Origin of the sequence: Mesorhizobium temperatum (assembly GCF_002284575.1) — a bacterium.
GTDB classification, from domain to species: Bacteria; Pseudomonadota; Alphaproteobacteria; order Rhizobiales; family Rhizobiaceae; genus Mesorhizobium; species Mesorhizobium temperatum.
In genome coordinates this window covers 78,762-104,202 of the sequence record NZ_NPKJ01000004.1, presented here as the reverse complement: position 1 = coordinate 104,202, position 25,441 = coordinate 78,762, and the positions used below count along the sequence as shown (strand labels likewise).

The 25,441-nt window shown below is 61.8% G+C and carries 19 protein-coding genes; 8 read left to right on the top strand and 11 right to left on the bottom strand.

The features are described 5' to 3' along the window. Positions 1–717: 717 nt before the first annotated feature. The 5 genes from asnB to CIT26_RS01030 all read left to right on the top strand — a co-directional run bounded on the left by asnB (position 718) and on the right by CIT26_RS01030 (position 7,160). Positions 718–2,655, top strand: coding sequence for an asparagine synthase (glutamine-hydrolyzing) (gene asnB, locus CIT26_RS01055; RefSeq protein ID WP_095490832.1), 1,938 nt, complete (start codon positions 718–720; stop codon positions 2,653–2,655). A 20-nt stretch (positions 2,656–2,675) separates the two neighbouring features. Next, the gene (locus CIT26_RS01050) at positions 2,676–2,939 is read left to right on the top strand and encodes an acyl carrier protein (protein ID WP_095490831.1); all 264 of its coding nucleotides are present in this window, start codon (positions 2,676–2,678) and stop codon (positions 2,937–2,939) included. A gap of 22 nt (positions 2,940–2,961) precedes the next feature. Then, positions 2,962–4,509, top strand: coding sequence for a class I adenylate-forming enzyme family protein (locus CIT26_RS01045; protein WP_095490830.1), 1,548 nt, complete (start codon positions 2,962–2,964; stop codon positions 4,507–4,509). After that, the gene (gene nadE / locus CIT26_RS01040) at positions 4,506–5,513 is read left to right on the top strand and encodes an NAD(+) synthase (protein ID WP_095490829.1); all 1,008 of its coding nucleotides are present in this window, start codon (positions 4,506–4,508) and stop codon (positions 5,511–5,513) included. Before CIT26_RS01045 ends, nadE begins: the two co-directional genes overlap by 4 nt. Positions 5,514–5,921: 408 nt before the next feature. Beyond that, on the top strand, positions 5,922–7,160 hold the full coding sequence (locus CIT26_RS01030) for a flavin-containing monooxygenase (RefSeq protein ID WP_167391227.1): 1,239 nt from the start codon (positions 5,922–5,924) through the stop codon (positions 7,158–7,160). Between the two features lie 187 nt (positions 7,161–7,347). Here CIT26_RS01030 and CIT26_RS01025 read toward each other — a convergent pair whose 3' ends face one another. The 8 genes from CIT26_RS01025 to CIT26_RS00990 form a co-directional block, all read right to left on the bottom strand. Further along, the gene (locus CIT26_RS01025) at positions 7,348–8,463 is read right to left on the bottom strand and encodes a hypothetical protein (RefSeq protein ID WP_095490826.1); all 1,116 of its coding nucleotides are present in this window, start codon (positions 8,461–8,463) and stop codon (positions 7,348–7,350) included. Positions 8,464–8,907: 444 nt separating this feature from the next. Beyond that, positions 8,908–9,678 carry an SDR family NAD(P)-dependent oxidoreductase gene (locus tag CIT26_RS01020; RefSeq protein WP_095490825.1) on the bottom strand — a complete coding sequence of 257 codons (771 nt, stop codon included), beginning with the start codon at positions 9,676–9,678 and terminating at the stop codon, positions 8,908–8,910. Further along, positions 9,675–10,670 (bottom strand): ABC transporter permease, encoded by a 996-nt coding sequence (locus CIT26_RS01015; RefSeq protein WP_095490824.1) that lies wholly within the window; start codon positions 10,668–10,670, stop codon positions 9,675–9,677. The genes CIT26_RS01020 and CIT26_RS01015 overlap by 4 nt, the downstream gene beginning before the upstream one ends. Before the next feature lie 138 nt (positions 10,671–10,808). Next, positions 10,809–11,849: a sugar ABC transporter substrate-binding protein gene (locus CIT26_RS01010; protein WP_095490823.1), complete on the bottom strand. Its 1,041-nt coding sequence runs from the start codon at positions 11,847–11,849 to the stop codon at positions 10,809–10,811. A 39-nt stretch (positions 11,850–11,888) separates the two neighbouring features. Then, a complete protein-coding gene (locus tag CIT26_RS01005; protein ID WP_095490822.1) occupies positions 11,889–12,653 on the bottom strand; it encodes an ATP-binding cassette domain-containing protein in 765 nt (254 codons plus the stop codon). Next, positions 12,650–13,816: an ROK family transcriptional regulator gene (locus CIT26_RS01000; RefSeq protein WP_095490821.1), complete on the bottom strand. Its 1,167-nt coding sequence runs from the start codon at positions 13,814–13,816 to the stop codon at positions 12,650–12,652. The genes CIT26_RS01005 and CIT26_RS01000 overlap by 4 nt, the downstream gene beginning before the upstream one ends. Before the next feature lie 442 nt (positions 13,817–14,258). Next, positions 14,259–15,548 (bottom strand): M23 family metallopeptidase, encoded by a 1,290-nt coding sequence (locus CIT26_RS00995; RefSeq protein ID WP_095490820.1) that lies wholly within the window; start codon positions 15,546–15,548, stop codon positions 14,259–14,261. Positions 15,549–15,734: 186 nt separating this feature from the next. Continuing rightward, positions 15,735–16,202 carry a peroxiredoxin gene (locus CIT26_RS00990; RefSeq protein ID WP_095490819.1) on the bottom strand — a complete coding sequence of 156 codons (468 nt, stop codon included), beginning with the start codon at positions 16,200–16,202 and terminating at the stop codon, positions 15,735–15,737. A gap of 96 nt (positions 16,203–16,298) precedes the next feature. On the opposite strand from CIT26_RS00990, the gene CIT26_RS00985 reads away from it, so the two are divergent. Then, on the top strand, positions 16,299–19,685 hold the full coding sequence (locus tag CIT26_RS00985; RefSeq protein ID WP_095490818.1) for a YhdP family protein: 3,387 nt from the start codon (positions 16,299–16,301) through the stop codon (positions 19,683–19,685). Between the two features lie 181 nt (positions 19,686–19,866). Here the strand turns inward: CIT26_RS00985 and CIT26_RS00980 are convergent, their stop codons facing one another. Continuing rightward, positions 19,867–21,597 carry an adenylate/guanylate cyclase domain-containing protein gene (locus tag CIT26_RS00980; protein WP_095490817.1) on the bottom strand — a complete coding sequence of 577 codons (1,731 nt, stop codon included), beginning with the start codon at positions 21,595–21,597 and terminating at the stop codon, positions 19,867–19,869. A 451-nt stretch (positions 21,598–22,048) separates the two neighbouring features. Next, entirely contained in the window at positions 22,049–23,302 is a 1,254-nt protein-coding gene (gene tyrS, locus CIT26_RS00975; RefSeq protein WP_095490816.1) for a tyrosine--tRNA ligase, read from the bottom strand. Between the two features lie 320 nt (positions 23,303–23,622). On the opposite strand from tyrS, the gene CIT26_RS00970 reads away from it, so the two are divergent. Beyond that, on the top strand, positions 23,623–24,351 hold the full coding sequence (locus tag CIT26_RS00970) for a glycosyltransferase family 2 protein (RefSeq protein WP_095490815.1): 729 nt from the start codon (positions 23,623–23,625) through the stop codon (positions 24,349–24,351). Continuing rightward, a complete protein-coding gene (locus CIT26_RS00965; protein ID WP_095490814.1) occupies positions 24,344–24,676 on the top strand; it encodes a lipid-A-disaccharide synthase N-terminal domain-containing protein in 333 nt (110 codons plus the stop codon). Before CIT26_RS00970 ends, CIT26_RS00965 begins: the two co-directional genes overlap by 8 nt. 114 nt (positions 24,677–24,790) lie before the next feature. On the opposite strand, the gene CIT26_RS00960 is transcribed toward CIT26_RS00965, so the two are convergent. Next, complete coding sequence (locus tag CIT26_RS00960; RefSeq protein ID WP_095490813.1) at positions 24,791–25,441, bottom strand: FMN-binding negative transcriptional regulator; 651 nt, start codon at positions 25,439–25,441, stop codon at positions 24,791–24,793.

Below are 25,441 nucleotides of genomic sequence, written 5' to 3'. Positions count from 1 at the left end.
TGGCACGCTGATCAGCCCGGCCCCATGCCGGAGAGCGCGGCGACCAAGCCGTCAGCTACACCACTCCCTGGGACACGATCTCTGTCAACGATGCCTAGAAGCTAGGCGCGCCCAGTCGGTCAACGCGATAGACCACAGGCCATGCCGCCGAATGGTATCACGGGGACCGGTTACCAAACACGATCTCAGGGTTGTTGCGGGCTCTAAACGCGGAACAGATCAGGGCCGGACGGCGTTAGGCCGCACTGGGAACCCCGAATGACTCCTCCGGGTTCCAGTTGAGCCGGCGGAAATGCCCCTCGGTTCCCTCCGGGACATCTCCGCCGGTTCATTCGACTATCAGCGCTTTCAAGGTTGCACGTGAGCAGATCGACAGCCGCTCGCTGACTTCGGGGCAGACTGAGCGCTTTTGGTTTCCGCACGTTTGTCGGGTTAGAGCGGGGCGGCTCGGGATTGCAAATCCATCGAGCGAGCAAGCGATCGGTGACGTTACCTACTGAGCCGGCCATAAACCGCAACGCGACAGCGCCGCTGTAACCCGAACAAAAGTTGCATTAAATTTGAAGTATATTCCTCTATTCTAGATAAGATAATAGAAAAAAGTACCTTTGTTGTTTAACTATTGTTAACCATGTGTTAGCCGAAGTTATCTGGTTAACGCTTGAGGCAACTATTGAGGTTATGTTTCGTACATCGCTGATATATGAGTCGTAGGTAATGTGCGGATTCGGGGGCTATTTCGGTTCGATCCGGGATGCGGAAGCTTTGCTTACGCGCATGATAGCTGCGATCGCCCATCGCGGGCCGGATGAGCAAGGGAAATTTGTGACAGCCGACGCTGGGCTCGGGCATGCGCGGCTGTCGGTGATCGGGATCGGTGATGGCCAGCAGCCGATGTCCGACGTGTCAGGCAATTTGACGATTGCGTTCAACGGCGAGATTTTCAACTACCTGGAACTGCGCGAAGGGCTGATAGCCAAGGGCCGGCGCTTCCGTACGTCGAGCGACACTGAGGTCATCCTGCAGCTGTATGACGAGATGGGCGAAGACTGCCTGTCGCTTCTGAACGGCGATTTCGCCTTCGCGATATGGGACAACAGGCGCCGGCGTATGGTGCTTGCACGAGACCGCATGGGTGTCCGGCCGCTGTTCTACACGAACAAGGACGGCGTGCTTTACTTTGCGTCGGAGATCAAAGCCCTCCTGAAGGTTCCGGGCGTCTCGGCCGAAATCGATCCGATTGCACTCGACCAGATCTTTACGCTTTGGGCGCCGATTGCTCCCCGCACGGCTTTCCGCAGTATCCACGAGCTGGAGCCGGCAAGCGTGATGATCGCGACACAGGAGCAAGTCACGGTCAAACGATATTGGCACTTGGACTATCCGCATCGGGACGCGCCGTCGAAGGTCACCAACGAGGACGATGCCGCCGAGGAACTGCAGGCCCTTTTGACCGATGCGGTGAGGCTTCGCATGCGCGCCGACGTGCCGGTCGGTTCTTATCTTTCGGGCGGGCTCGATTCGTCCCTTGTTTCGGCGCTCGCCGCCGGCATGACTCCTCGGAGGCTGCAGACATTTTCCGTGACGTTCGACAGCACCGAACACGACGAAAGCGCGTTCCAGACCGAGATGGCTTCAGCACTTGGCGCCCAGCATCGAACCATTGCCTGCCATCCCGGCGATATCGCCGGCGTCTTCCCCGAAGTCATCCGCTTTGCCGAGCGGCCAATCATCCGCACCGCCCCGGCACCTCTCTACCAGTTGTCCGGCCTCGTTCGACAGGCCGGCCTGAAAGTGGTGCTGACCGGTGAGGGCGCCGACGAGGTCTTCGCTGGGTACGATATCTTCAGGGAAGCGCGTGTTCGGCGGTTCTGCGGACGTCAGCCGGCATCGCGCATGAGGCCGCAGCTGTTCCGCAGGCTTTATCCCTATCTGCCGGGTCTGCAACAGCAATCCGTGGAGTACCTGTCTGCATTCTTTGGCACCGGCAACGCTGCCCTCGACGATCCGCTATTCTCGCATCGGCCGCGCTTCAAGACGACGGCGGCGGCAAAGATTTTCTTTTCCGGCGACCTGCGTGCGACGTTGAAGGGCTATGATGCGGCCGAGGACCTGGTCAGCCGGTTGCCCCAAGCATTTTCCCTGTGGCACCCGCTGCATCAGGCGCAATATCTCGAAACCCGCTTCCTTCTGCCGGGCTATATCCTGTCCAGCCAAGGCGATCGGATGGCCATGGCGCACGGTATCGAAGGACGTTTCCCTTTCCTCGATCCTCGTTTGGTGGAGTTCGCAGGAAGACTTCCGCCGGAAATGAAGCTGAAGGGATTGGTCGAAAAGCACATACTGCGCAAGGCAGCCAAGCACCTGCTTCCCAGCGCGATCCGGGAGCGTACCAAACAGCCTTACCGGGCTCCGGAAGCCCGCTCCTTCGTTGGAGCCGGGGAACTGGACTATGTCCGCGACGCGCTGAGCGAAGCGAACATCGCTGCCGGCGGACTGTTCAACGCCAAGGCGGTGGCGAACCTTCATGAGAAATGCCGCACGCAGCCAGCGTCCGGGTTCCGCGACAACGCGGCCTTCGTCGGCATCCTATCGACGCAACTGTGGCAGAAAAATTTCACCGGCCAAGAAGTCAGTGCAGCACGAGCGGCCTGAGAAATCCAGGGAAGGAAAAAATGATGATAACAATCAAGGACAAGGTCAGAGCCTTTATCGTTGACAACTTCTTGTTTGGCGACGCGTCCTATGAACTTGCAGATACAGCCTCGCTGATCGAGAACGACATCATCGACTCGACCGCCGTGGTGGAACTCGTGGCCTTCATAGAGGACAATTTCGGTATTGCGATGGCCGATTCCGACATTGTACCGGCCAACCTGGATTCGGTTGACCGTATTTCGTCCTTCATCAAGGCGAAAGCGGGAACGCCGGTAGTCTAGGCGCGATCGACGAGGAGCGTCCGTGCGGATCGAACATTTTCTGGCCGCGAAGGCCGCTGCCCATCCCGCCAAAACGGCATTGATCACCAAGGACAAAAGGCTGAGCTTCGAAGAACTGGACGATCTTTCGAGCCGCCTGGCCGCAGCCCTTTTCGCGAATGGCGTCAGGCGCAACGACCGGGTCCTGATCTTCATGGACAATTGCTGGGAGGCTGCGGTTTCGATTTTCGCGGTCCTCAAGGCAGGGACGACCTTCAGTCCGATCAACGCATCCACCAAGGCCGAAAAGCTTGCCTACATCATCGCCGATTGCGACGCTGCCGCGATCCTCACGCAGGCAAAACTGATGCCCGTGGTCGCCGAAGCGTGCGGATCGAGCGGCAACAGCGGCATCTTCGTGGCTTCCACCGTTGGTGCCGACGACCAATGCCCGGCTGGGGCGACGTCCCTGGCGGACTGTCTGGCGCTCGAAGCCAGAGAGATAGACCACCGTGGCATTGACGTCGATCTTGCGATGTTGATCTACACCTCAGGCTCAACGGGCCGGCCCAAGGGCGTGATGATGACGCACCGCAATTGCGACGCGGCAGCGGACTCCATCACCACCTATCTGCGTAACACGCCCGATGACATCATTTTGAATGTTCTTCCCCTTGCCTTCGACTATGGCCTCTATCAGTTGCTGATGGCCGTCAGGCTCGGCGCCACGCTCGTGCTCGAGAAATCCTTCGCCTTTCCTCAAGTGATCTTTGAGCGTATCCGCGAGGAAGGCGTCACCGGTCTTCCGCTCGTGCCGACGATGGCAGCGATGATCCTGCAGATGCGTGACCTGGAGCCGGGCTTCCTGCCCAGCCTTCGCTATATCTCCAACACGGCGGCTGCCTTGCCGCCGGCTCATATAGAACGCCTGCGCTTCCTTTTTCCCGGTGTCAGGCTCTATTCGATGTATGGCCTGACGGAATGCAAGCGCTGCACCTACCTGCCGCCCGAGGAGCTCGACCGCCGGCCGGGGTCGGTCGGCATAGCCATCCCGAACACCGAAGCCTTTGTCGTCGACGACCACGGGCATCGCGTGCCGCCAGGCGTAGCGGGTGAACTGGTCATTCGCGGACCGCACGTCATGCAGGGTTATTGGCGAAACGAAGCTGCGACGGAACGAGCGCTGCGACCGGGCCCGAACCCGTGGGAAAAGGTTCTCTACACCGGTGACCTGTTCAGGACCGATGAGGACGGCTTTCTTTATTTCGTCGGACGCAAGGACGACATCATAAAGACGCGGGGAGAGAAAGTGGCCCCGAAGGAAGTGGAAGCCGTGCTTCACGCCCATCCCGGCGTCGCGGAAGCCGTTGTCGTCGGCGTGCCGGATCCGGTGCTCGGGCATGCGATCGGCGCATTCGTCGTACGCTCGGACCCGACGCTCAGCGAAAAAGATGTCATGCGCCACTGCGCACGTCACCTTGAGGACTTCATGGTCCCCAAGGTCATCGAGTTCCGCCGGGAACTGCCGAAGACGGATACGGGCAAGGTCAGCCGCCGGCTTGCGGCAGAGATGATGGAGGCCGCGCAATGAGTGTTCGCCCGACCCAGGACGCGCAGACCTTTCTGGCGCAGGCTCTGGCGATCGACCCCGCCGTCGAAACGGACAGGATCGTGACGGCCTTACGCAAGCAGTTGCGCGGCATTCGTAAGCGCGGCCTCGTGCTCGGTCTTTCCGGCGGGATCGATTCCAGCGTTTCGGTCGCCTTGGCCGCGCGAGCCATCGGCGGCCAGAATGTACTTTGCCTCTTCATGCCGGAAAACGATTCCGATCCGGAAAGTCTACGGCTCGGTCGGCTTGTCGCCGACACTTTCGGTGTCGAGGCTATTGTGGAGGATATCGGGCCGGCCCTGCGTGCGATGGGCTGCTACCAGCGTCGCGACGCTTTCATCCGTGAATTGGTCCCGGAATACGGCGAAGGCTGGGGCTCGAAGATCGTGATTGCAAACGCCCTCGAGGGCGAGGGCTACAATATTTCGTCGCTGGTGGTGCAGGACCCCAATGGCAAGCAGACCAAAATAAGAATGCCACTCCCGGTCTATCTCGGTATCGTCGCCGCCACCAACATGAAGCAGCGCACCCGCAAGCAGATCGAATACTATCATGCCGATCGCCTGAACTTCGCCGTTCTTGGAACGCCGAACCGGCTGGAATACGATCAGGGCTTCTTCGTCAAGAACGGTGACGGCGCGGCGGACGTCAAGCCGATCGCCCACCTCTATAAAACGCAGGTCTACGCGCTCGCGGCCTATCTCGGCGTTCCCGAGGAAATCCGCAACCGGCCGCCGACCACCGATACCTATTCGCTGGCACAGACGCAGGAGGAGTTCTACTTCTCGCTTCCTTATGACCGCATGGATATTTGCCTTTGCGGCCGCAACAACGGCGTCACCGCCGAAGTGGTGGGGCAGGCGGCGGGATTAACTGCCTCGCAAGTTGAACGCGTCTGGACCGACATCGCCGCCAAGCGCAAGGCGACGCGCTATCTGCACCTGCGTCCCCAACTTGTCGATGAAGTCGAGGAAGTCGATACCTGACCTGCCTCTCCAACCTAAAGCGCGTCGCGTTTGACCGGCCTCTACCGGCCTCATGCGACGCGCTTTAGGTTGTTGTTTTTATGCATGTCGTTATCGCAAAACCGCTGCACACTTTTGCGCGACATGCATTAGCTACGGCGAGCGCTTCAGGGGGATCGATGTTCCGCCCCCACATTGCCCTGTCCGTCTTGATCTGTGATCGGCTTTCCGTGGACGAGCAAAGGGAGTTCTCGATGGAGACTACGTTGGAGGTTCTCGGGTTCGCCTTGCGGTCTGGCGAGAAGCTGGCGAACCGGAATGCGCTCGGCCAGTCGGACGGAAATCGGCGGTGCTGGACTAGTTGCCGTGGACAAGGCTTAATGCTGCGCGGCGAGATTGCCGGGGGCGATTATGAGATCACCGCAGCAAATGACTGATGGCGGCGATGTTCTCGATGCTGTCGTCATCGGGGCCGGCTGGGCCGGCCTGGGTGTCAGCTATTGGCTGGCGCGACGGGGCCTGCGCCACAGCGTATTGGAGCGGGGCCGCATAGGAGAGACCTGGCGCACACAGCGATGGGATTTATTTCGGATGAATACTCCCAACGTGCAGACCGTCATGCCGGGCGATTGCTATGACGGTCCGGATCCGGATGGTGCCCTGACGCGCGATCAGTTCGTCACTCTCCTTGAGGATTTCGCCGGGCGCAACGCGCTGCCGATCGAACCGGATACTGCGGTAAGCGAACTCACGCACGAGAATGGCGCCTATCGGCTGACCACCTCACACGGCACGCTTTGGGCGCGCAATGTGATCGTCGCAAGCGGCAGCCTGAATTGCCCGGTGCGCCCGGTCTGGGCCGCCGCGTTGTCGCCCGCTCTCCGCCAGATTGACGCTTCCGGCTACCGCAGCGCTGCCGATCTGCCCGATGGAGCGGTGCTGGTGGTCGGAAGCGGCCAATCTGGTGCTCAGATCGCGGAGGAACTGGTGGACGCGGGTCGAGCAGTCTTCCTTGCGACCAGTCGTGTCGGACGGCTTCCACGGCGCTACCGGGGTCGCGACATCATGGTCTGGCTGCTCGAAAGCGGGTTTCTCGACGTGCGCCGGGAGGAAGTCATTCGAGTTGCGGGACGCATCCCGCCGCGTGGTGTGCTCGGGTCGATGCATACGATAAGCCTTCAGGCGCTGAGCGCCCGAGGTGTCGTGCTGCTTGGGCGTCTCACCGGCATCGAGGATGGCGGCAGCCTCTCGTTTGCCGACGATCTCGAAGCGAATGCCCGCTTTGCGGATGAAGCCTCCGAAAATGTCAAACGCCATGTCGACGACTATATCAGCCGCATGGGGATCGATGCACCCGTTGCGGAGCCCGACCCGGCGGAGACGGTCGCGATGCGTCAGCCGAACCCGACGATCGGTTCGCTCGATCTCTCCCGCTCCGGCGTAACGAGCGTGGTGTGGTGCACGGGCTTTAAGGGCGATTTCAGTTGGATGAGGCTTCCCGGTGCGCTCGACAACGCGGGACAGCCTGTTCACGCGGATGGCGTGGCCGCCCTGCCGGGCCTTTACTTCGCAGGGCTGGACTTCGCCTCCACACGCAAGTCAGGCATCATCTTGGTGATCGCTGAGGAAGCACCTCGCCTTGTCGAACATATCGCAGGGCATCCGTGACCGCCTTTGGCATAGTCAAGAAGCTCCTGACAGTCCGGGCCGGGATCAGTGTCAGAGGCCGGCAGATCGTGAGCCACCGCCTTGCGCAGCCACCAGGGTCACGTCTCGCCCCTCGACGTTCCCACTGAGCGAAGGCAAAGGCCTCCAACGATCAGCCAATAACGTCGCTCCCGCACGACTGAATGCTTCAGGTGAAGCGGCCGCCGATCAGCCGGCTCCACTGCTCGCCCGCAAGCCCGTTCAGGAAAGCTTGCGAGTTCTTCATGGCATCCAGAAGCTCTGGATCGCGTGAATGCACCACGGTCGAGGCAACGGTCAGGAAAGCTATGCGTCGCCCAAGCATTGCTTCCAGAAGTGCGGGTTGAATGCGCCCGCGCAGGCCGCTGACGCCGCGTACGGCGGCATGATCGATCAGGCAGTCGATCACCGAACCCGCCTGGCCGGGGAGGGCGAGGATCTGCAGCACGCGACCGATTCCACCCGCCCTTGCGTAATAGGCGAATGCGCCGACATTGGTGCCGACTGGCGATGTCACGGAAACGTAGATAAGCTCGCCCAGGTCCGGCCTTTGTGCCGCATCGGTCAGGATATGATCAAGCTGGCCTTCCGACCACTGCGGGCGCAGGGCGAACTGGACGGTCAACGGTTCGACGAGCTTGGCAAATGTGCCGCTGTCGATTTCCGACGTCCGAAAGGCGCCATGGCCTGCCCCGTCCGCCGCCACACCGGACCAGCGTCGTTCGCTGGACTTCATTCGCCTGCAATAAAATCGGTCGAGGGCATGCGCAAAGGGATTGAGTATTCGGGCAAGCTTCATGCGACTGGCGGAAAGGCTGAGCACAAAGCTCGACGGCCGCATCACGCGTACCCAATCGAGACTGTATTGCGGCAGGACCACGCCGCGCAGCCGTGTCCACAACCTTGCGGAGATGTCGTTGGCCGTCTCGCTGAAGGAGATGTCCTGCGGACCATCCAGGTAAGCTTTCAACAAGCGGGCGCCGGCCATCGGGTCGCGCTCATGATCCTCGACCATGAGCGAGCTGCAGATGGCGGCGCGTAATTGTCGGCCGTTGAATTGCATCGGCAATATGTGAACGCCGACAAACCCGGAGACGCGGCCGGCGTCGTTGACATGGACAAGCGACCGGAGCTCGCCTCCGCAACCGGGCGCCTCCAGATAAAACCGTCTCATATAGTCGATGAGCGAGGCCGGCGCTTCGGTCCGCTCTTTGCGCAGCACGCGTTGAAACATGCCCGCGACTGCCGGAAGATCGGCGCCTTTCAGGGCGCGAATGACGCTCAAGCCCGGCTCCCGGCACCGGAGTCCCCGCGTTTCCAGACCATGGCAACGCCAGGCTTCCCATCGGCCATCGCGGCGACCGTCGGGTGTTCGTAGCGGTGCAATCTCGACCAGTTGCAATCGCTCCGGTGGCCGAAAGCAGAGCTGTAATGCTGCGGCAAGGTAGGCCCTTTGCTTGATCATGAAAACGAGCGTCGTTGCTGTTACCAACTTCGGGTAAACCGATGTTGAAGGATTGGTAGCGAATCGAGTTTTATCGGGCGCAGCCTTGTTTCGTCGGCGCTGCCGCACGTCCGGCGAAGCCTCAGCCTGCAACTTCCGGCGCGAAGCCAAGTCGCTTAGCTACCATCCTTGCCCGCGTCGCCGGTCTTGAGACGAACCATGGCAAGTGCTGCATGATCTGCCGCTGTTGCCTGGTGCAGGAAAAACCGTCGCCGAAATCGACGATCATGGCGGAAGGAGTCGGAAATCCTTGCCCTCGGGCAGCAGCTGCCCGCCGTCGACGATGATGGTAGTGCCGGTGATGTAGCTGGCGTCGTCCGAGGCCAGGAACAGGAAAGCATTGGCCACGTCGCGCGGGCTGCCGAGGCGGCCGAGCGGTATGGAGTCCTCCATGTTCTTTATATAGGCGGCGCCGCGATGCAGCTGGATTGCTTCGGTGAGGATATTGCCGGGCTCGACCCCGTTGACGGTGATGCCATAGCCCGAGAATTCGAGAGCGGCTGAACGGATCAGGCCGTTGATGCCCGCCTTGGTCGCTGAATAGTGCCCGTGACCCGGGCTGGTGACGTGCGGGCCGGTGATGGAGGAGGTGAACAGCATGCGGCCAAAGTGCTGCGCTTTCATCGGAACGAGCGCGGCACGGGCGGCATTGAAGCTGCCGCGCAAATTGACCGCCATGACACGGTCCCAGTCCTCCGAACTGGTGTTTTCCAGCAACTGCCAGGGATAGATACCGGCATTCTGGACCATGATGTCGAGACGGCCGTGATGGTCGAGCGCCAGCGCAACGGCGGCCTCCGCATCGGGCATCTGCGAGATGTCGGTGCGGATGAAGGCAGCGCCGAGCTCGTCCGCGGCCGCTTGCCCGGCCTCGACCTCGGTATCGGCCAGGACCAGCTTCGCGCCCTCTTCGGCAAAGCGCTGTGCGATGCCTTTGCCGATGCCGCGCGCACTGCCGACGATCAGCGCGATCTTGTCTTCGAGACGGCCGGTCATGCCAGCCTCTGGCGGATGGTTTGCTTGAAAGCGTCGAGCAGCACGGCGGCAAGCACGAGCAGGCCGTGGATCACCTGGGTGAAGTTGGCCGGAAGGCCCATGAGGTTGATCGCCGTGTTGATGGCCGACAGCAAAAGCACGCCGGCATAGACGCCGGGCAGGGTGCCGACGCCGCCCTTCAGGCTGACGCCGCCGATGACGACGGCGGCGAACGCGTTGAACAGCAGGCCGACGCCGAGATTGGCAGTGGCGCCGGAGGTGCGGATCGCCAGCACCCAGCCGGCAAGGCCGGCGATGGCGCCAGCGAGAACGAAGGCGATGACGAGGTTGCGGTTGACGCGGATGCCGGCGCGGAAGGTTGCGGTCTCGTTGCCGCCGATCATGACGAGATGCCTGCCGAAGGGGGTCTTGGCCATGATCAGCGAGAAGACCACGAAACACGCAATCGCGATCCAGGCGGTGAGCGGCAGGCCAAGGAGGCGCTGAATGCCGAACCAGCGGATTGCCGGCGCAAGATCCTGTGCGGAGCGGCCACCGGAAATAACCAGCACGAGGCCGCGCACCCAGATGTAGGACGCCAGCGTGATGATGAAAGCACTCATCTTCACCTTGACGACCAGGTAGCCGTTGATGACGCCGATGATGCCGCCGACAGCAAGGGCAATAAACAGCGAAACCGGAACCATTAGCCATTCCGGATCCAATTGAACGCCAAGGCCGATGCCCGCCGAGCAGAACAGGATGCCGACCGCCATCGCACCGAGCGCCGCCACGGATTCGACCGACAGGTCCATGTGGCCGGTGATGATGACCAGCGCCAGGCCGATCGACATGACGCCAAGCACGCTCGACGCCTCTATGATGTTGGCGAAGATGCCGAGTTGGAAGTAGTTCGGAATGGAGATGGAGAAGACCACCAGCACGAAGACCAGCATGAACCAGACGAGGTTGTCGAGGACGAACTCGAGGGCGTGGCGCGTGCGGGGATTCATGTGCTGATCCGTCTAGCGCATCGATTCTCGGAAAGGATCATGCGCGGATTGAAATTTGCTGCAGCTTCCCTGGCGCGTCCGTTCGAACGCGCCGGTTGAGCTCCGGGCCAGCGTGGCCCGAAGCCCTAGGCGACTTTGCTATTCGACCGGCTTCACGGTGCCCGAGGGCGGCTTCAGATTGCCCCAGAAGGCCGGGTTGTCGACGTTTTCCTTGGTGATCGCAGCGCCGGGGATCTTGATGTTCGGTCCCCAGGCTTCAATGGTCACAATCGACTTCAGGCCGAGCACGTCGTATTCGCCCGGCTTGATCTCCTGCTTGTTGACGACCTTGTCCATGAACATGGCGACGGCGGCGGCCTGAGCGTAGAGCGGCTGCTCGACTTCGACGTTGAGCCAGCCTTTGCGGATCAGGTCGAGGCCGACCGGCGCACCGTTCGAGCTCATCAGCATGACGTCGCCCGGCTTCTTGCCGGCGGCCTCGAGCGAGGCGACGGCGGCGACCGAGAGGTGCGCCGCATGGCTGAAGATCAGGTCGATATCAGGATTGGCGAGCATCTGGTCGTTGACGATGGTCCCGGCTGCATCCGCCGCCCATTGCATGGCCGGAACCGAGATGATCTTGACGTCCGGGAACGCCTTCATCTTCTCCTCGAAACCCTTCTGGATGTCGAGCGTGTAGGGGTCGCCAGGATCGCCGAGCACCTGGAGGATCTTGCCTTTCACCGATCCGTGCTTCGCCTTCAAGAGCTTCTCGGCCTGATCGGCGGCAATCTGGCCGATCTCGACCGTTCCCGCCACCGACGTGAAGTCGGACGGTGTCGAGGTGATCTGGCGATCGAACTCGACCACCGGGATGCCGGCGGCGCGGGCGGCCTCGATAGACGGCTTCAACGCATTGAAATCGACGGCAGCGAGAATGATCGCCGACGGCTTGAGCGCGATAACGTCGTTCATTTGCGATTGCTGAGCGTCGGTCTTGTTATCGGCGTTCAGCGTCTTCATCTCGTAGCCGACCTGCTTCAGGAACATCTCCAGAGCGCTCACCGAGCCGGTCTGGAATTCGTCGAGCAATGTCGGCACCAGGTAGTAGACGGTGCCCTTGGACTGGGCGAATGCCGGCGTGAGCGTGGCAAAGGCCAGTGCCAGGATACCGAAGACAGCAAGAAGTATTTTCTTCATGTCGTTCGCTCCTTTTGCGCCGGACCCCTCGTTTGTCCCTCAGCCTGCCGGTCCGGCACCGACGAGCGTCTCTCCGGTGATCATGTTGATCACCGCGTCGGGACTTGTTTTGTTGCGCGCGACATCGCCCGCTACGACGCCTTGCCGGATCACCACGATCCGGTCGGCGACCTGGAAGGCCTGTTGCATGATATGGGTGATGATGACGACGCCGATACCTTGGCTCGCCACCTGGCGGATCATGTCGAGACCGCGCCGCGTCTGCTCGACACCGAGTGCTGCGAACGGCTCGTCGAGAAGCACGAGCTTGCCGCCAAAATGCACGAATCGGTTGAGCTCTATGGCCTGCCGCTGCCCGCCCGAGAGGTGCTCGACATTGGTTCTGAGCGAAGGGATGCGCGTGCCGGCGCTGGCCAGCGCCTTTTCGACCACCTGCTCCATGGCGGGTTCGTCGAGCACGGGAACGCCAAGAAATTTCTTGGTGATCTCGCGGCCCATGAAGAAATTGGCCACGACGTCGACATTGGTGCAAAGCGAAAGGTCCTGGTAGACGGTCTCGATCCCCGCCGCCTTGGCCTCGGCGGGAGATTTGGCGAGGAATTCCTTTCCCTCGAACAGCATGCGACCGGAGGTCGGCTCCAGGCCGCCGGCGATGATCTTGACCAGTGTCGATTTGCCGGCGCCGTTGTCGCCCAGAAGCGCCACCACCTCGCCCTTGCCGATCGAGAAGCTGATGCCCTTGAGCGCTTCGATCGCGCCATAGTTCTTGGCGACGTTGTCGAGCACCAGCAGAGGTTCACTCATGCCGCGATCCCCTTGCCTTGCAGGATATCTCGCCCGCGTTCGCGCTCGGCGGTGAATATCTGGCCGAAGCGTGGCGAAAGCACCCCTGAGACGGCAAGCGCTGCGGCCCCGCGCAGCACCGCATGCTGGCCGCCGCGCGCGACGGTGACACGGGGCGCCGTACGGTCCTTTCGCGCCGAGATCGAGTTGGGAAGGTTCGCAACCGAACCGGCCAGCCGTTCAAGCAGATCGGTGGACGCCAGCCCGCCGAGGATGATGGTTTCGGGATCGAACAGGTTCTCGATGATGGTGATGGCGTTGCGGAAGATCGGCCCGACTTCGCTGACCCACTCGGCGTCGCTGATGTTCCGGCGCCGCAGCGCCTCAAGCGAGAGGTACCGTTCGAGGCAGCCGCGATTGCCGCAGGGGCACGGCTCGCCACCAGGCACGACAGGGATGTGTCCGATTTCGCCGGCATTTCCCCAGGCGCCGCGCAACGCGCTTCCGTCATGCACCATGACGCCGCCAAGACCGACTCCGAAATAGAGATAGTAGTATTCGGAATACCCCGTCCCGAGGCCATACAGGCGCTCGCCCATTGCCGCGGCCGCCATGTCGGTCTCAAAAAACGCGGGCAGCCCGGTCGAGGCCTCCAGCCGTTCCCGAAGCGCCACGTCCTTCCAGCCGGTCATCGTCGTCGGGCCGATAAAGCTCATCGACTCCACCCCGAAAGGGCCGGGCAGCGCCATGCCGATGCCGAGAACGCGACCGCCAGGCCGCAGTCGGGTCAATTCAAGCACCATCGCGCCGATCAGATCGAAGGCGTGGTCGGGCGTTGCGTTGGGGGCCCCGCGGTAGGCGCTCTCGATCACGTCTCCGCTCAAATTGATCAGCGCCGCGTTGATACCCAGCGGGGTGACATGGATGCCGACGGCATAGCCGCCCTCCGGGTTGATCCGCAGGGTCGCCGGGGGCAGCCCGCGCCCCCGCGGCTCTTCGCGCATGGACAGAACGTAGCCGTGTTCTTCCAACTCGCGAACGATGGTCGATACCGTTTGCACGGTGAGCCCGACCCGCCGGGCAATGTCGCCGCGGGCGATCGGACCGTGAAGGCGGATGGATTCGAGCACGATGCGCCTGTTGTAAGGCCTCCCGAATTCCTGATTGGTCCCCCGCAGTGCCATGTCTTGCGTCCCTGGGAGACATGAGGTTCGCACCGAATATTTATTCAGTCAAATGGAATTCAAAAATAAATGACTGCTTGGAGTCGCAATCTTCGAGATTGGCCTAAGCCCACCCGACTTCGTCATCCCAGGGCGGAGCAGGAGCGAAGCGACGTTGCGGAGACCCTGGGATCCATGCCATGACCTTCGAGCCTCGCGGCAGTGCTGAATTCCGTCTGAGGCATTATTCGTTGTCGTCGCCGGCATGAATACTCGCCGAGGACGATGGGTGGCTACGGCGCGCTTCAAGCGCCATGAGCCGAACTGGCAGCGTTGCGTATACAAGCGCCATTCCCAAGCCGTTGCATTCTTCGGCCGATGTTACGGCATGGGTCCCAGGGTCTGCACTCCGCTTCGCGTTCGCTCCGCCCGGGGATGACGAAGTCATGGAGGCCGGCGTGCGTCAGAGGTACTGCGCGACCTTCTTGCCGACCCTCAGGAAGCGCAGCGGGTCGATGGCTTCGCCATTGTGGCGGATTTCGTAATGCAGATGCGGGCCGGTCGAGCGGCCGCTGCTGCCGGTCTTGCCGATGACGTCGCCGGCATTGAGCCTCTTGCCGACGGTCACGTCGATTTTGCTGAGATGCCCATAGCGCGTCGCAAAGCCATTGCCATGGTCGACCTCGACCATGCGGCCGTAGCCGCCGTTCCAGCCGGCCTTGACGACGACGCCGGGCGCCGTGACCTTGGCAGGCATTCCGGTCGGCGCCCTGAAATCCATCCCCGAATGCAGCGCGGCGGTGCCGAGGAGCGGGTCGGTGCGCACGCCGAACGGGCTGGTGACCGAGCGACCGGGGGCGGGATTGGCGAGCGGCAGCCGTCGCGCCTCCGTCTTCAGACGATCGAGCGCGTCCAGCGCCTCGTCGAGTTCTCTGACCTTGCTGTCGAACGTCATCGAACTGTCGAGCGGTATCAGCGGACCGCCGGCATCGCTCTTGCCGAAATCGCTGTCGACCGGCAGGCCAGCCGCCTCGAGCGCCTGAGAAATTGCATCGGCGTTTCTGTAGGCGTTGTCAGCCAGCGTGGTGATGCGGGTGAGCTGCTGGCTCTCTATCGCCTTGAGCGACTCGTTGATCGATACGAACAGTCTGTCGGCACGATCGGCCGCCGTGTCGCTCGGCAGCGGATCGGAGCGGGTCGACCACAAGGAGAACGGCCTGGTGTCGCCGGCGCCAAGGTTGGCGCCGACGCCGGCAACCGAATAAGCCTGCGGCTGGGCGTCGGTCACGTCGGCGCGTTTATCCGACTTTGCGGACACAGCAGTGCCTGCGGCAGGTGGCGTTCCAACGTCGCTCTCGCTGCGTTCGAGGAGCGGGCCGAGGCGGCCATGGCGCAGGCTGAGCTGGGTCTGTCGTTCCAGCAGTTCGCCAACCTTGGTTTCCATGAGCTGCTGGTCGAGAAGCTGGCGGCTGGTGATCCGGTCGACCTGGGCGCGCAGTGCCGAGATGCGGTCCTCATAGGCCTGCTGCATGCGCGCCTGCCGTGCTGTGGTCGCGCCGATCAGGTCGTCGCGCAGCACGAGATAAGAGGTCGCCAGCAGATAGCCTATGGCCATCGCCGCCAGCGCGGAGCCGCAAAATGCGGCTACCCATGGCCGTATGGTGAAATGCCTTATCTCGTTGCCCCGGGCGATAATGACCGTGTGGGGCTCCTTGCGCCTGCCAAAGACCGTTGACTGACCGGCTACGTTCACGGGACCAAGCTTTCGTTACGAAACCAACGACAAGCCTGATTACACATCATTAAGGTTAACGGTCGGTTGCTAGCGCCTAGCTCCTTGCAGCCCATGGGTTGCAGCCGAATTGACATGTGAGGCATGAAGCGCAGGCTTCGGCGCCTCATGCCCACATGGCCTTTCAGGCCACAGCCGGTGTTGACGTCAAAGCGCGCGCACCGCCTCCAGCACCGCCTCGGCATGGCCTTTGACGCGAACGTTTCGCCAGATCCTGGCAATCCGTCCGTCGCTGCCAATCAGGAACGTTGCACGCTCGACACCCATATAGCGGCGGCCATAGAGCTTCTTCTCGACCCACAGGTGATAGGCTTCGATCACCTTGCGCTCCTCGTCGGCGACAAGGTCGATGGTCAGATCGTATTTTGATTTGAATTTGTCGTGTTTTCGGACGCTGTCCGGCGACAGGCCGATGACGGCGGCGCCGAGCTTTTCGAACTCCGGCTTCAACTGCGAAAAGCCGATCGCCTCATTGGTGCAGCCTGTGGTGTCGTCTTGCGGATAGAAGTAAAGCACGACCGGCCTTCCCAGGAAGGCCGCGAGGCTGAGCGATCCGCCGCCATCGCGGGGAAGATCGAATTGCGGCGCCAGATCGCCGACGTCGAGATCAGCCATATCGATGCCCTTGTTTGTGGTTACGCGCCAAGCCGCATCGATATAATGTCAAACTGGGATTCGTCCACCGGTCGAGTTCGTTCAACGGAAAATTGCGTGGATCAGGAGCAGCCGCAGCACGAGAAGATCAGATTCAGGCGTGATGAGATCACCGACCTGGGTGCCTTCCCGTCCGCGTGCCGCGTACCGCCGCTCGGCCAGGCGTCGATCGGCCGCGGCGTTCGTATTCTTGCGCGGCTGTTTGCCGGCCTTGTGGTGCTTGTGCTGCTGGCCACCGCCGCTGTGTATGCGATCGGCATGTCCGGTTTCGGCGCCGAGCGGCTGCGGGCCGAAGCCGAAACGGCCATCGAGAAACTGGCCGGCGTCGACGTCGATGTTGCGGTCGGGCCGGCCAGTCTCACGCTCGACGGATCGAGCTTCATCGCGCTGCAGGTCAGCGACGTCAGCCTCAGGACCGCCGACGGCAAGCCGATGGCCGACGCCGGGCGTGTCCGCTTCGGCATAAGGCTGATACCGCTGCTTTCGGGTAAGGTGCGGCTTACCAGCGCCAGGATTTCCGATGCGCGCATTACTATGGAGGCGATGCCGTCGGGTGGCGACTGGACGGCGGCGCTGCGCAATGACGACGGCCTCATCGATCCGGAAAGACTGGCCGGCACGGTGTTTGCCAGTATCAACCACGCGCTCGATGCGGTGCGCGAGGATTCGATGCGCCGGATCGACCTCCGCAATGTCGACCTCATCCTGCCCGAGGCCGGGTCGGTCAAACTGGTCAGGATCACAGAGGCCACCGTTGCGCAGTCGGGGCCGGGCGGCATGGAGTTGTCATCCGACGCGGATATCGACGGCAGGGCACTCACCATCGCCGCCTCAGCCAGCCGCGATAAGACGACGCGGCGCGTGACGGCATTGGATGCCAGCGTCGAGATAGCGCAGACCGATGAGGCTGCGGCAGCGCCAGGCGGGACGCTGGGCGCGATTGCCTTGAAGCTGGCGGGATCGGAAGGATCCGGCGAGAACGCGTCGCAGCTGACGGCCTCATTGTCGTTCGCCGGTTCCGTGCTCGATCTCGGCCCGCGCGGGGGGATGCTTCCAGCCGACGTCGATCTCGATGCGACCCTTGTCGCCGGCGCCAACAAGATCCAGGTGGACCGGCTGCAAGTGAGGACCGGTCGCTCGACCTTCGATTTCGCCGGTTCGATCGGGCCGAAGCCGGCGACAGGAACAGCGGGCGAGGAGCCGTCCTATCGCTACGACCTGACCAGCGACCATTCGACGCTGGCGCCTTCGGAATCCTCCGAACCTGCGCTCGATTTCATTGCCCGCGTTGCCGGCGTCTACCAGACCCGGAGCCACAAGCTCGTAGCCGAGCAGATCGGGATCAGGTCCGGAGCCGCCAGCGAGGCGCTGGGCACGGCTTCGGTCGAATTCGCTAGGGGAAAGGTGCCGGGCATATCTGTGGCCTTCAACGTCCACGACATGCCGGTCTCGCATGTCAAGCAGTTGTGGCCCTGGTTTTCCGCGCGAAATGCTCGCCTTTGGGTGCTGAAGAACCTGTTCGGCGGCCGCGTCGTTGACGCGAGCCTGCAGTTCCAGGTCGCGCCGGGGCGTCTTGGCAACGGGATTCCGCTTTCGTCAGATGAAGTGTTCGGCCGTTTCCAGATCGAAGGATCGCGCTTCGATACGGCCGGTCACATTCCGCCGATACGCGATGCCGTCGGCGTTGTCGAATTCCACGGCAATGACGTCGACGTCGCTTTGTCCTCAGGCAATGTCTATATGGTCAGCGGCCGCACGGTGGCGGCAAGCAACGGCACGATGACGGTCAAGGCGGCGAACCGCCCGCCGGTGATCGGCGCGCTCGATATCGACGTCGCCGGGGAGGCGTCCGCAATCGCCGAACTCGCCTCCTACGAGCCGATCAACGCCATGCGCCATGTCGGCCTGCTGCCGGACGACCTGTCCGGCACGGTGACCGGCCACGTCAAGGCGGATATTCCGCTGCAGTCAGGCGTCGACAGCTCGAAACTCGATTGGCTGGTGACGCTCGACTACAAAGACCTGTCGCTGGGCAAGCCGTTCGAAGACCAGACGGTGACGGACGCCGATGGTTCGATCACCGTCGAACCCGAGAAGGCCGTGATATCAGCCAAGGCGCTGCTCAACGGCATTCCAGCCGAACTCGACCTGATCGAACCGCTCAGGGATGGCGGACCGCCACGCAGCCGGAAAGTGGCGCTGATGCTAGACGACAAGATACGTGCCGCCGCCATGCCTGGCCTGTCGGAGCTGCTTTCCGGAACCGTCAAGGTTGAGATCGACAAGAGCGGCACGGGCAACCAGACTGTTTCGGCGGACCTGACCAATGCCAGGCTGGACATTCCCTGGGCGGGCTGGAGCAAGGGGCCCGGCATTCCAGCCAATGTCACATTTGCCATGGTCAAGTCCGGCGACACCACGACGCTGTCCGACTTCGACCTGAATGGAAAGACTTTTTCGATCGACGGCGGCGTGGTGCTGGTCAACGGCGCCCTGTCCTCGGCGCGGTTCAGCAACGTCAAGTTGAACCGGGGAGACGATGTTGCCGTTTCGGTGAAACGATCGGGCAAGGGCTACGCGATCGACATCAGCGGCAGCGCGCTGGACGCGCGCTCGTTGATCAAGCAATTCACGTCCGATGTCGACACAGCCACCAAGGCCACGGGTTCCGACGCGATTTCGGTCAGCGCCGATGTCAATTCCCTGACCGGCTTCCACAACGAGACGCTGTCAAACCTGACGCTCGACTACAGCGCCGCCGGCTCGAGGGTGAACGGGCTCAAGGTAAGCGCCACGGCAAGTTCGGGTGCTGCCATAAGCATCAGCAATAAGACCGGCGCCGGCAGGCGTGCCCTCAATGTGACGTCGGCCGATGCCGGCGCCATACTGCGGTTCCTCAACATCTACGAGCATATGGAGGGCGGTTCGATCACGCTGGCGCTCGCCGGGGCGAGCGATGGGCCGATGAAGGGACAGGTCGACTCGCACAACTTCTTCGTGGTCAACGAGCCGAAACTCGCCTCGCTCGTATCGACGACGCCGGCGGGCGACAGCCGCAGCCTCAACGATGCTGTCAAAGCCAATATCGATACGTCGAGAGTGAAGTTCGAGCGCGGCTTTTCCGAAATCGAAAAGGGCGCCGGCTATCTGAAGCTGGCCAATGGCGTGCTGCGCGGCCCGCGTATCGGCACTACCTTCCAGGGCACGCTCTACGACCAGAACAACAAAATGGACATGACCGGCACCTTCATGCCGGTCTATGGCATCAACCGCATCTTCGGCGAACTGCCGCTGTTCGGCGCGCTGCTCGGCAATGGCCGCGATCGCGGCCTGATCGGCGTGACTTATCGGCTAAGGGGCGATGCCAACAAGCCGAAACTGGACGTCAATCCGCTGTCGGTGATCGCGCCCGGAATTTTCAGGTCGATCTTCGAGTATCGGTGAGGTCAAAACCCAATCACTTCGAGCGACCGAGTCTTGACCCTAAGCGGATCGCCCCGGCCGAATTCACGCCCATGACCCTAAGCCGCCCGTCGTTCGGTCATGCCACAAGGTCCGCATCGGGTGGGGGGCCGGTCTTTTTTTGCCTGTCCCCGATTGGATCTGGTTCGTAGTTACGGGCTGGCTACAGGTGGGCAATACCGGCTTTCAGCAGTCCTTCGCGGACGTGCTGCACATCAGACTCCTGGGCATAGTGCAGGGTGGCGATAAATGAATCGAGGTCGAATTGGGGATCGAGCGTTCTGATCTTGCCTAGATGCGCCGCGGCCGCGATTTCGTCGCCGAGCCAGCCGTAGCAGGCAGCGGCGAAAGCGTGCTGAACCGAGTCCATGGTTGACAGATGCATGAAAGATTCGATCGCCTCGCCATACTGGCGCGCGGCGAAATGCGCCTTTCCCAGATGGCTCCAGAACCTCTCCGGGTGGTGCGGGTTCAACTGCATTGCCTTGCGGATCCATTCAATTCCCTCTTCCGGCCTCCCCAGCCACGTCAATAACTCGCCTTGCTGCACCACCACGAGGTCGTAATTGGGATTGAGGGCGAGGGCGCGCTCTTGATGGTAGCGCGCTGTGGTCAGCTCATTGTTGTTCACGTTCACTGCGGCGAGGATGCGGTGGACATCGGCATCGTTGTCGTCCAGCGCCAGCGCCCTGTCCAGCGCTGCCACGATGTCGTTCCAGACGGCATCCCTGTCTTCGCACCAGTTATGGACCCAGGCCTGGCCAAGAATGCAGGCCCGCCAGGCATGGGCATGGGCATAATCGGGGTCGAGCGCGACGGCCCTGCCTATCAAGGTTTGCGCGCGTTCATTATCCTCAATCGTGCTTCGGTGATGCAGCACCTTGGCAGCAAGAACACATTCATACGCGGCCATGTTTGCAGGTTTCGCTCGCGCGAGCTGGTCCCGCTGAGCCGCCTCGACACGACCGGGCAGCGTGGCTGCGATCGCCGCGGTCACCTCATCCTGAATCGCGAATATGTCGTCCAGCTTCCGGTCATATTTGTCTGCCCAAATATGAGCGTCATTCGCCGTGTCGATGAGCTGAACCGTCACGCGCACCCTGTCGCCGATCTTGCGGACGCTTCCCTCCACCAGGTATTGGACGTCGAGTTTCTCGGCCACCTCGCGCACATTCACGGCGCGGTTCTTGTAGACGAAGCTGGAATTGCGCGAGATGACGAACAGCTCATGGTGGCGGGACAGTTCGGTGATGATGTCCTCGGTCAGTCCGTCCGCGAAAAATTCCTGCTCGGGGTCGCCGCTCATGTTGTTGAATGGCAGCACCACTATCGAAGGTTTCGAGATGGATCGCTTTGCCTCGACTTCTGGCAGGACAGGACTGTCAAACCCAATGCGATAGAGGCGAACCGGGCGGCTGATGTTCTTTAACGTCTTCTCGCCCAGGTCCTCCATGGCAATTTCGAGACGGTCGGCAATTTGGGTCGCCACCGCTGCGGTCACGCAGATACCGCCGACGTCGGCGAGTTGCTCGATGCGCGAGGCAATATTGACGCCGTCGCCGAAAATGTCCTCATCGTCGAAAATGATGTCGCCGAGATTTATGCCGATCCTGAATTCGATACGCCGTTCTTGCGGCACATCCGAATTGCGCCGCTTCATTCGCTGTTGGATTTCCACGGCGCATTTCACGGCATCGGTCACGCTCTGGAACTCAACGAGCATGCCGTCTCCGGTGGTCTTGATGATCCGGCCCTTGTTCTTCGCGATGGCGGGATCGACCAGTTCTATGCGATGGGTCCGAAGGCGTGCGAGCGTGCCGGATTCGTCGGCCTCCATTAGCCGACTGTAGCCCGCCATATCGGCAGCCAGAATTGCGGCTAGTCTCTGTTCCATCGCTTGAACCAAAAACCAAGCCTATCCTTCCTGGGCTGCCAAATCCAGCAATTTGGGCTTGTGGCTGAATCAAGAAGTCTTCCTACCGCGGCAGCAAGAAAGGGCGGATCAGAACCTCCGCCTTCCGCCAGGTGGCTGCGAACTCGATCGCATCAATGGCGGGAGACGCTCCGATCCGCGCGGCGTCAGACCGGAAACGTCCGATATGAACACGAGTTGGGACCATAGTGGCTGCACTCGCTGACGTCTGCAATGGCGCACCTGCTCGTTCCGATCGATGAGACGAATGGCAATATTCACCCCATCTCGGCCATTCTCAGTAGCTACCTGATTAAGTTTTACCTAGGCCGTGATCCCGAACCGAGGGTCAGCGCAGCAAGAAGTGAAACCGGTTTCGGAAAAGGGCTAATGGGGCCCCATCCCGATTCCATCGGGATCGATCAGGCGCTGGTCAGACCGGCCGCACCAGAACGTGTTTTTTCTTGCCGAGCGACAGTTTTACGACTTGTTCCGGGCCGAGATCCTGAAGTGTCACCAACCGGCGATCATCGGAAACGGACTGGTCGTTCAGCCGCACCGCGCCGCCCTGGATGTGTCGCCGCGCCTCGCCGTTGGACGCCGCCAGCCCGGCGGTGACGAACAGCGACAATATGCCGACTCCGCTTTCCAGATCGGCCTTGCCGACCTCGACGGTCGGCAGCGTTTCGGCCAGCGCGCCTTCTTCGAATGTCTTGCGCGCGGTTTCCTGGGCTTGCTCGGCTGCCTCGCGGCCGTGCACGATGGCCGTCGTTTCCGTGGCCAGGACCTTCTTGGCCTCGTTGATCTCGGAGCCGCCAAGGGCGGCGAGCCGCGCGATCTCGGTGAGCGGCAGGCGGGTGAAAATCTTGAGGAAGCGCGTGATGTCGGCGTCCTCGGTGTTGCGCCAGTACTGCCAGAAATCATAGGGCGAGTAGAGATCGCCGTTCAGCCAGACCGCGCCCCTCGCCGATTTGCCCATCTTGGCGCCTGACGACGTCGTCAGCAGCGGTGTGGTCAGGGCATAAAGCTGCGGCGTACCCATGCGGTGTCCGAGATCGACGCCGTTGATGATGTTGCCCCACTGGTCCGATCCGCCCATCTGCAGGCGGCAGCCATATCGCCGGCTGAGCTCGACGAAATCATAGCCCTGCAGGATCATGTAGTTGAATTCGAGGAACGACAGCGATTGTTCGCGCTCGAGCCTCAGCTTGACGCTGTCGAAGGTCAGCATGCGGTTGACCGAAAAATGCCGGCCGACATCGCGCAGGAATTCGACATAGTTGAGCTTCATCAGCCAGTCCGCATTGTTGACCATGATCGCGTCGTTCGGACCGTCGCCGAAACGCAGGATGCGGCCGAAGATGCGCTTGATCCCTTCGATGTTGGTGGCGATGGCCTCAGGCGTCAAAAGCTTGCGCTGGTCGTCGCGGAAGGACGGGTCGCCGATCATCGAGGTGCCGCCGCCCATCAGCGCGATCGGCCGGTGGCCGGTCTCCTGCAGCCAGTAGAGCATGGTCGCGGAAATCAGATTGCCGATATGCAGGCTGGTCGCCGTGGCGTCGTAGCCGACATAGGCGGTCACTGTTTCCTTGGCGAAAAGCTGGTCGAGGCCGGCATCATCCGAAATCTGGTGGATGAAACCGCGCTCGCTCATAATGCGCAGGAAATCGGATTTGAAGGCGGACATTTTTTCTTTCCCGAAAGCGCCCAACCGAAGCGGATCGGGCGTGGTACGCGTGAACGCGGGCGTTTAGCATCCAAGCGCGGTCAACAAAAGGGGAATCCGGTTTTGCATCCGGTCGCGGTTTACATGACCGGTTCGGTGCGAACGCAATCACGGGGTCGTGAAACGGCGCAAGCTCGCCTTCCGGCTGCATCCTTGCTTCATCGTTTTGGCTGGCGTAATGAGGCGCCGCGCCAGCGGATTCTCGCCGCACATGACCCGCTGGAACGGCACCGCACGGCATCGAATCGAATGCCATATCCTATGACAGAGCCCGACGCGAAATGCCGGAGATATCCATCATCATTCCTTGCCGGAACGAGGCGGCGAACCTGCCGCTTCTGTTCGACGAGATCGGGGCGGCGATGGCCGGGCGCGCCTTCGAGGTGATCGTCGTCGATGACGGTTCAACCGACGGGACCACCTCGGTGCTTGCCGCCCAGGCAGTGCTTCGCCCGTTTCCGCTTCGCCACCTCAGGCATGAGAAATCCGCCGGCCAGTCTTTCTCCGTGCGTTCGGGCGCATGGGCGGCCCGCGGTGATATCGTCGCCACGATCGACGGCGACGGCCAGAACGATCCCAAATACATTCCGGTGCTGGTCGATGCCCTGCGGCAGGCCGGTCCCGGTTTCGGTGTTGCGCAAGGGCAGCGCCTGAAGCGTCGCGACAGCAAGATCAAGCAACTGGCGTCCCGTTTTGCCAACTGGCTGAGAAAGGCCGTCCTGCATGACGAGACCCGCGACACGGGCTGCGGCCTGAAGGCGATCCATACCGACATCCTCAGGAAATTGCCGTTCTTCGACGGCACGCACCGCTTTGTTCCGGCCCTCGTCATCCAGGAGGGGTATCGCGTCGTGCATTGCGACGTGGTCGACCGTTCTCGCCGCCACGGCAAGTCGAATTACGGGATTTTCGATCGCGGCCTGCAGGGGGTGCTTGATCTCGCCGGTGTCTGGTGGCTGCGCCGCCGGCGCCGGAGAATGCCGAAAACAGAGGAAATCCGGCATGGCTAACGTGCTTCAGGAACTGGCGACCTGGCTTCACGACGTCTTCGTCAAGCAGTTCGATACGTGGATTCTGCTCGGCTTTGTCGCCCAGTTCTTCTTCAGCATGCGTTTCGTCGTGCAGTGGGTCGCATCGGAAAAAGCCAAGCGCAGCGTCGTGCCGATCGCTTTCTGGTTCTTTTCGCTTTTCGGCGGCAGCCTGCTGCTGATCTACGCCATCCAGCGGCAGGATCCGGTGTTCATCGCCGGCCAGGCCCTGGGCCTGTTCATCTACATCCGCAACCTGTGGTTGATCGCCAACGAGCACAAGGCGGCGATGACGAAGGTCGATTGAGCGACCTGCCTCTCAGCGCGACGTGGCGCAAGCCGGCAAGGTCGACACCGATGCCTTCCTGGCCGCAGCAAATCCTTGGGAGTCTCCGGGCTGCGACCTTGCACAAGGTCGGTCCTATCTGTCGTCCAGTCCGCCGTAGGATCGTACCAGCCGGACCATGTCGGGCGAGTTCGGGTCCTCGCTCTCAAGCCCCTCGGCGACACCGCTACGGTCGGCGATGGGCCGGTTCTGGCTGACCTTCCACTTGCCTTGCATATCCGTGATCTCGATTTCCAGCCCGACAATGCCCTTGATCTGCGACTGGATGAAGCTGGCTGGTGCGTCGGTCACCGCCCAGGGTGCTTCGCGAGCGGCTTCCTGTGATACCGTCAGATCGGAAATCTGCTGGGCCAGCCAGTCCTGGTCCTCGATTACCGTGACGGTGCCACGCACCTGGACGATGGCGTAGTTCCAGGTCGGCACGACCTTCCCGGTTTCGCGCTTGGTCTCGTACCAGGACGGCGTCACATAGGCATCGGTGCCCTGGAAGACGACCAGTACGGGCGATGCCTTGCTGTCGGCCAGCAGGCGCCATTGCGGATTGGCTCTCGCCAGATGGGCGCGCAGCCTGCCGTTCGGTGGCACTTCGGCGTCGAGCAGGAACGGGATCGCGTTGGCGACCGGCCCCTCGGCTCCATTTGAAATCAGCAGCCCAAGCGGATGCGCCCGGATCAGCCCGTGCAGGACGTCCTGTCGCGTTTCCTGGAAATGCGGGGGCTGGTACAT

Excerpts from the sequence above, each read along its gene's own strand:
- CIT26_RS01010 (WP_095490823.1), bottom strand. The coding sequence starts at position 11,849 with ATGAAGAAAATACTTCTTGCTGTCTTCGGTATCCTGGCACTGGCCTTT.
- CIT26_RS01000 (WP_095490821.1), bottom strand. The coding sequence starts at position 13,816 with ATGGCACTGCGGGGGACCAATCAGGAATTCGGGAGGCCTTACAACAGG.
- CIT26_RS00965 (WP_095490814.1), top strand. The coding sequence starts at position 24,344 with ATGGCTAACGTGCTTCAGGAACTGGCGACCTGGCTTCACGACGTCTTC.
- CIT26_RS01030 (WP_167391227.1), top strand. The coding sequence starts at position 5,922 with ATGACTGATGGCGGCGATGTTCTCGATGCTGTCGTCATCGGGGCCGGC.
- CIT26_RS01020 (WP_095490825.1), bottom strand. The coding sequence starts at position 9,678 with ATGACCGGCCGTCTCGAAGACAAGATCGCGCTGATCGTCGGCAGTGCG.
- nadE (WP_095490829.1), top strand. The coding sequence starts at position 4,506 with ATGAGTGTTCGCCCGACCCAGGACGCGCAGACCTTTCTGGCGCAGGCT.
- asnB (WP_095490832.1), top strand. The coding sequence starts at position 718 with ATGTGCGGATTCGGGGGCTATTTCGGTTCGATCCGGGATGCGGAAGCT.
- CIT26_RS01050 (WP_095490831.1), top strand. The coding sequence starts at position 2,676 with ATGATGATAACAATCAAGGACAAGGTCAGAGCCTTTATCGTTGACAAC.
- CIT26_RS01015 (WP_095490824.1), bottom strand. The coding sequence starts at position 10,670 with ATGAATCCCCGCACGCGCCACGCCCTCGAGTTCGTCCTCGACAACCTC.
- CIT26_RS00990 (WP_095490819.1), bottom strand. The coding sequence starts at position 16,202 with ATGGCTGATCTCGACGTCGGCGATCTGGCGCCGCAATTCGATCTTCCC.
- CIT26_RS00980 (WP_095490817.1), bottom strand. The coding sequence starts at position 21,597 with ATGGAACAGAGACTAGCCGCAATTCTGGCTGCCGATATGGCGGGCTAC.
- CIT26_RS00970 (WP_095490815.1), top strand. The coding sequence starts at position 23,623 with ATGCCGGAGATATCCATCATCATTCCTTGCCGGAACGAGGCGGCGAAC.
- CIT26_RS00960 (WP_095490813.1), bottom strand. The coding sequence starts at position 25,441 with ATGTACCAGCCCCCGCATTTCCAGGAAACGCGACAGGACGTCCTGCAC.
- tyrS (WP_095490816.1), bottom strand. The coding sequence starts at position 23,302 with ATGTCCGCCTTCAAATCCGATTTCCTGCGCATTATGAGCGAGCGCGGT.
- CIT26_RS01005 (WP_095490822.1), bottom strand. The coding sequence starts at position 12,653 with ATGAGTGAACCTCTGCTGGTGCTCGACAACGTCGCCAAGAACTATGGC.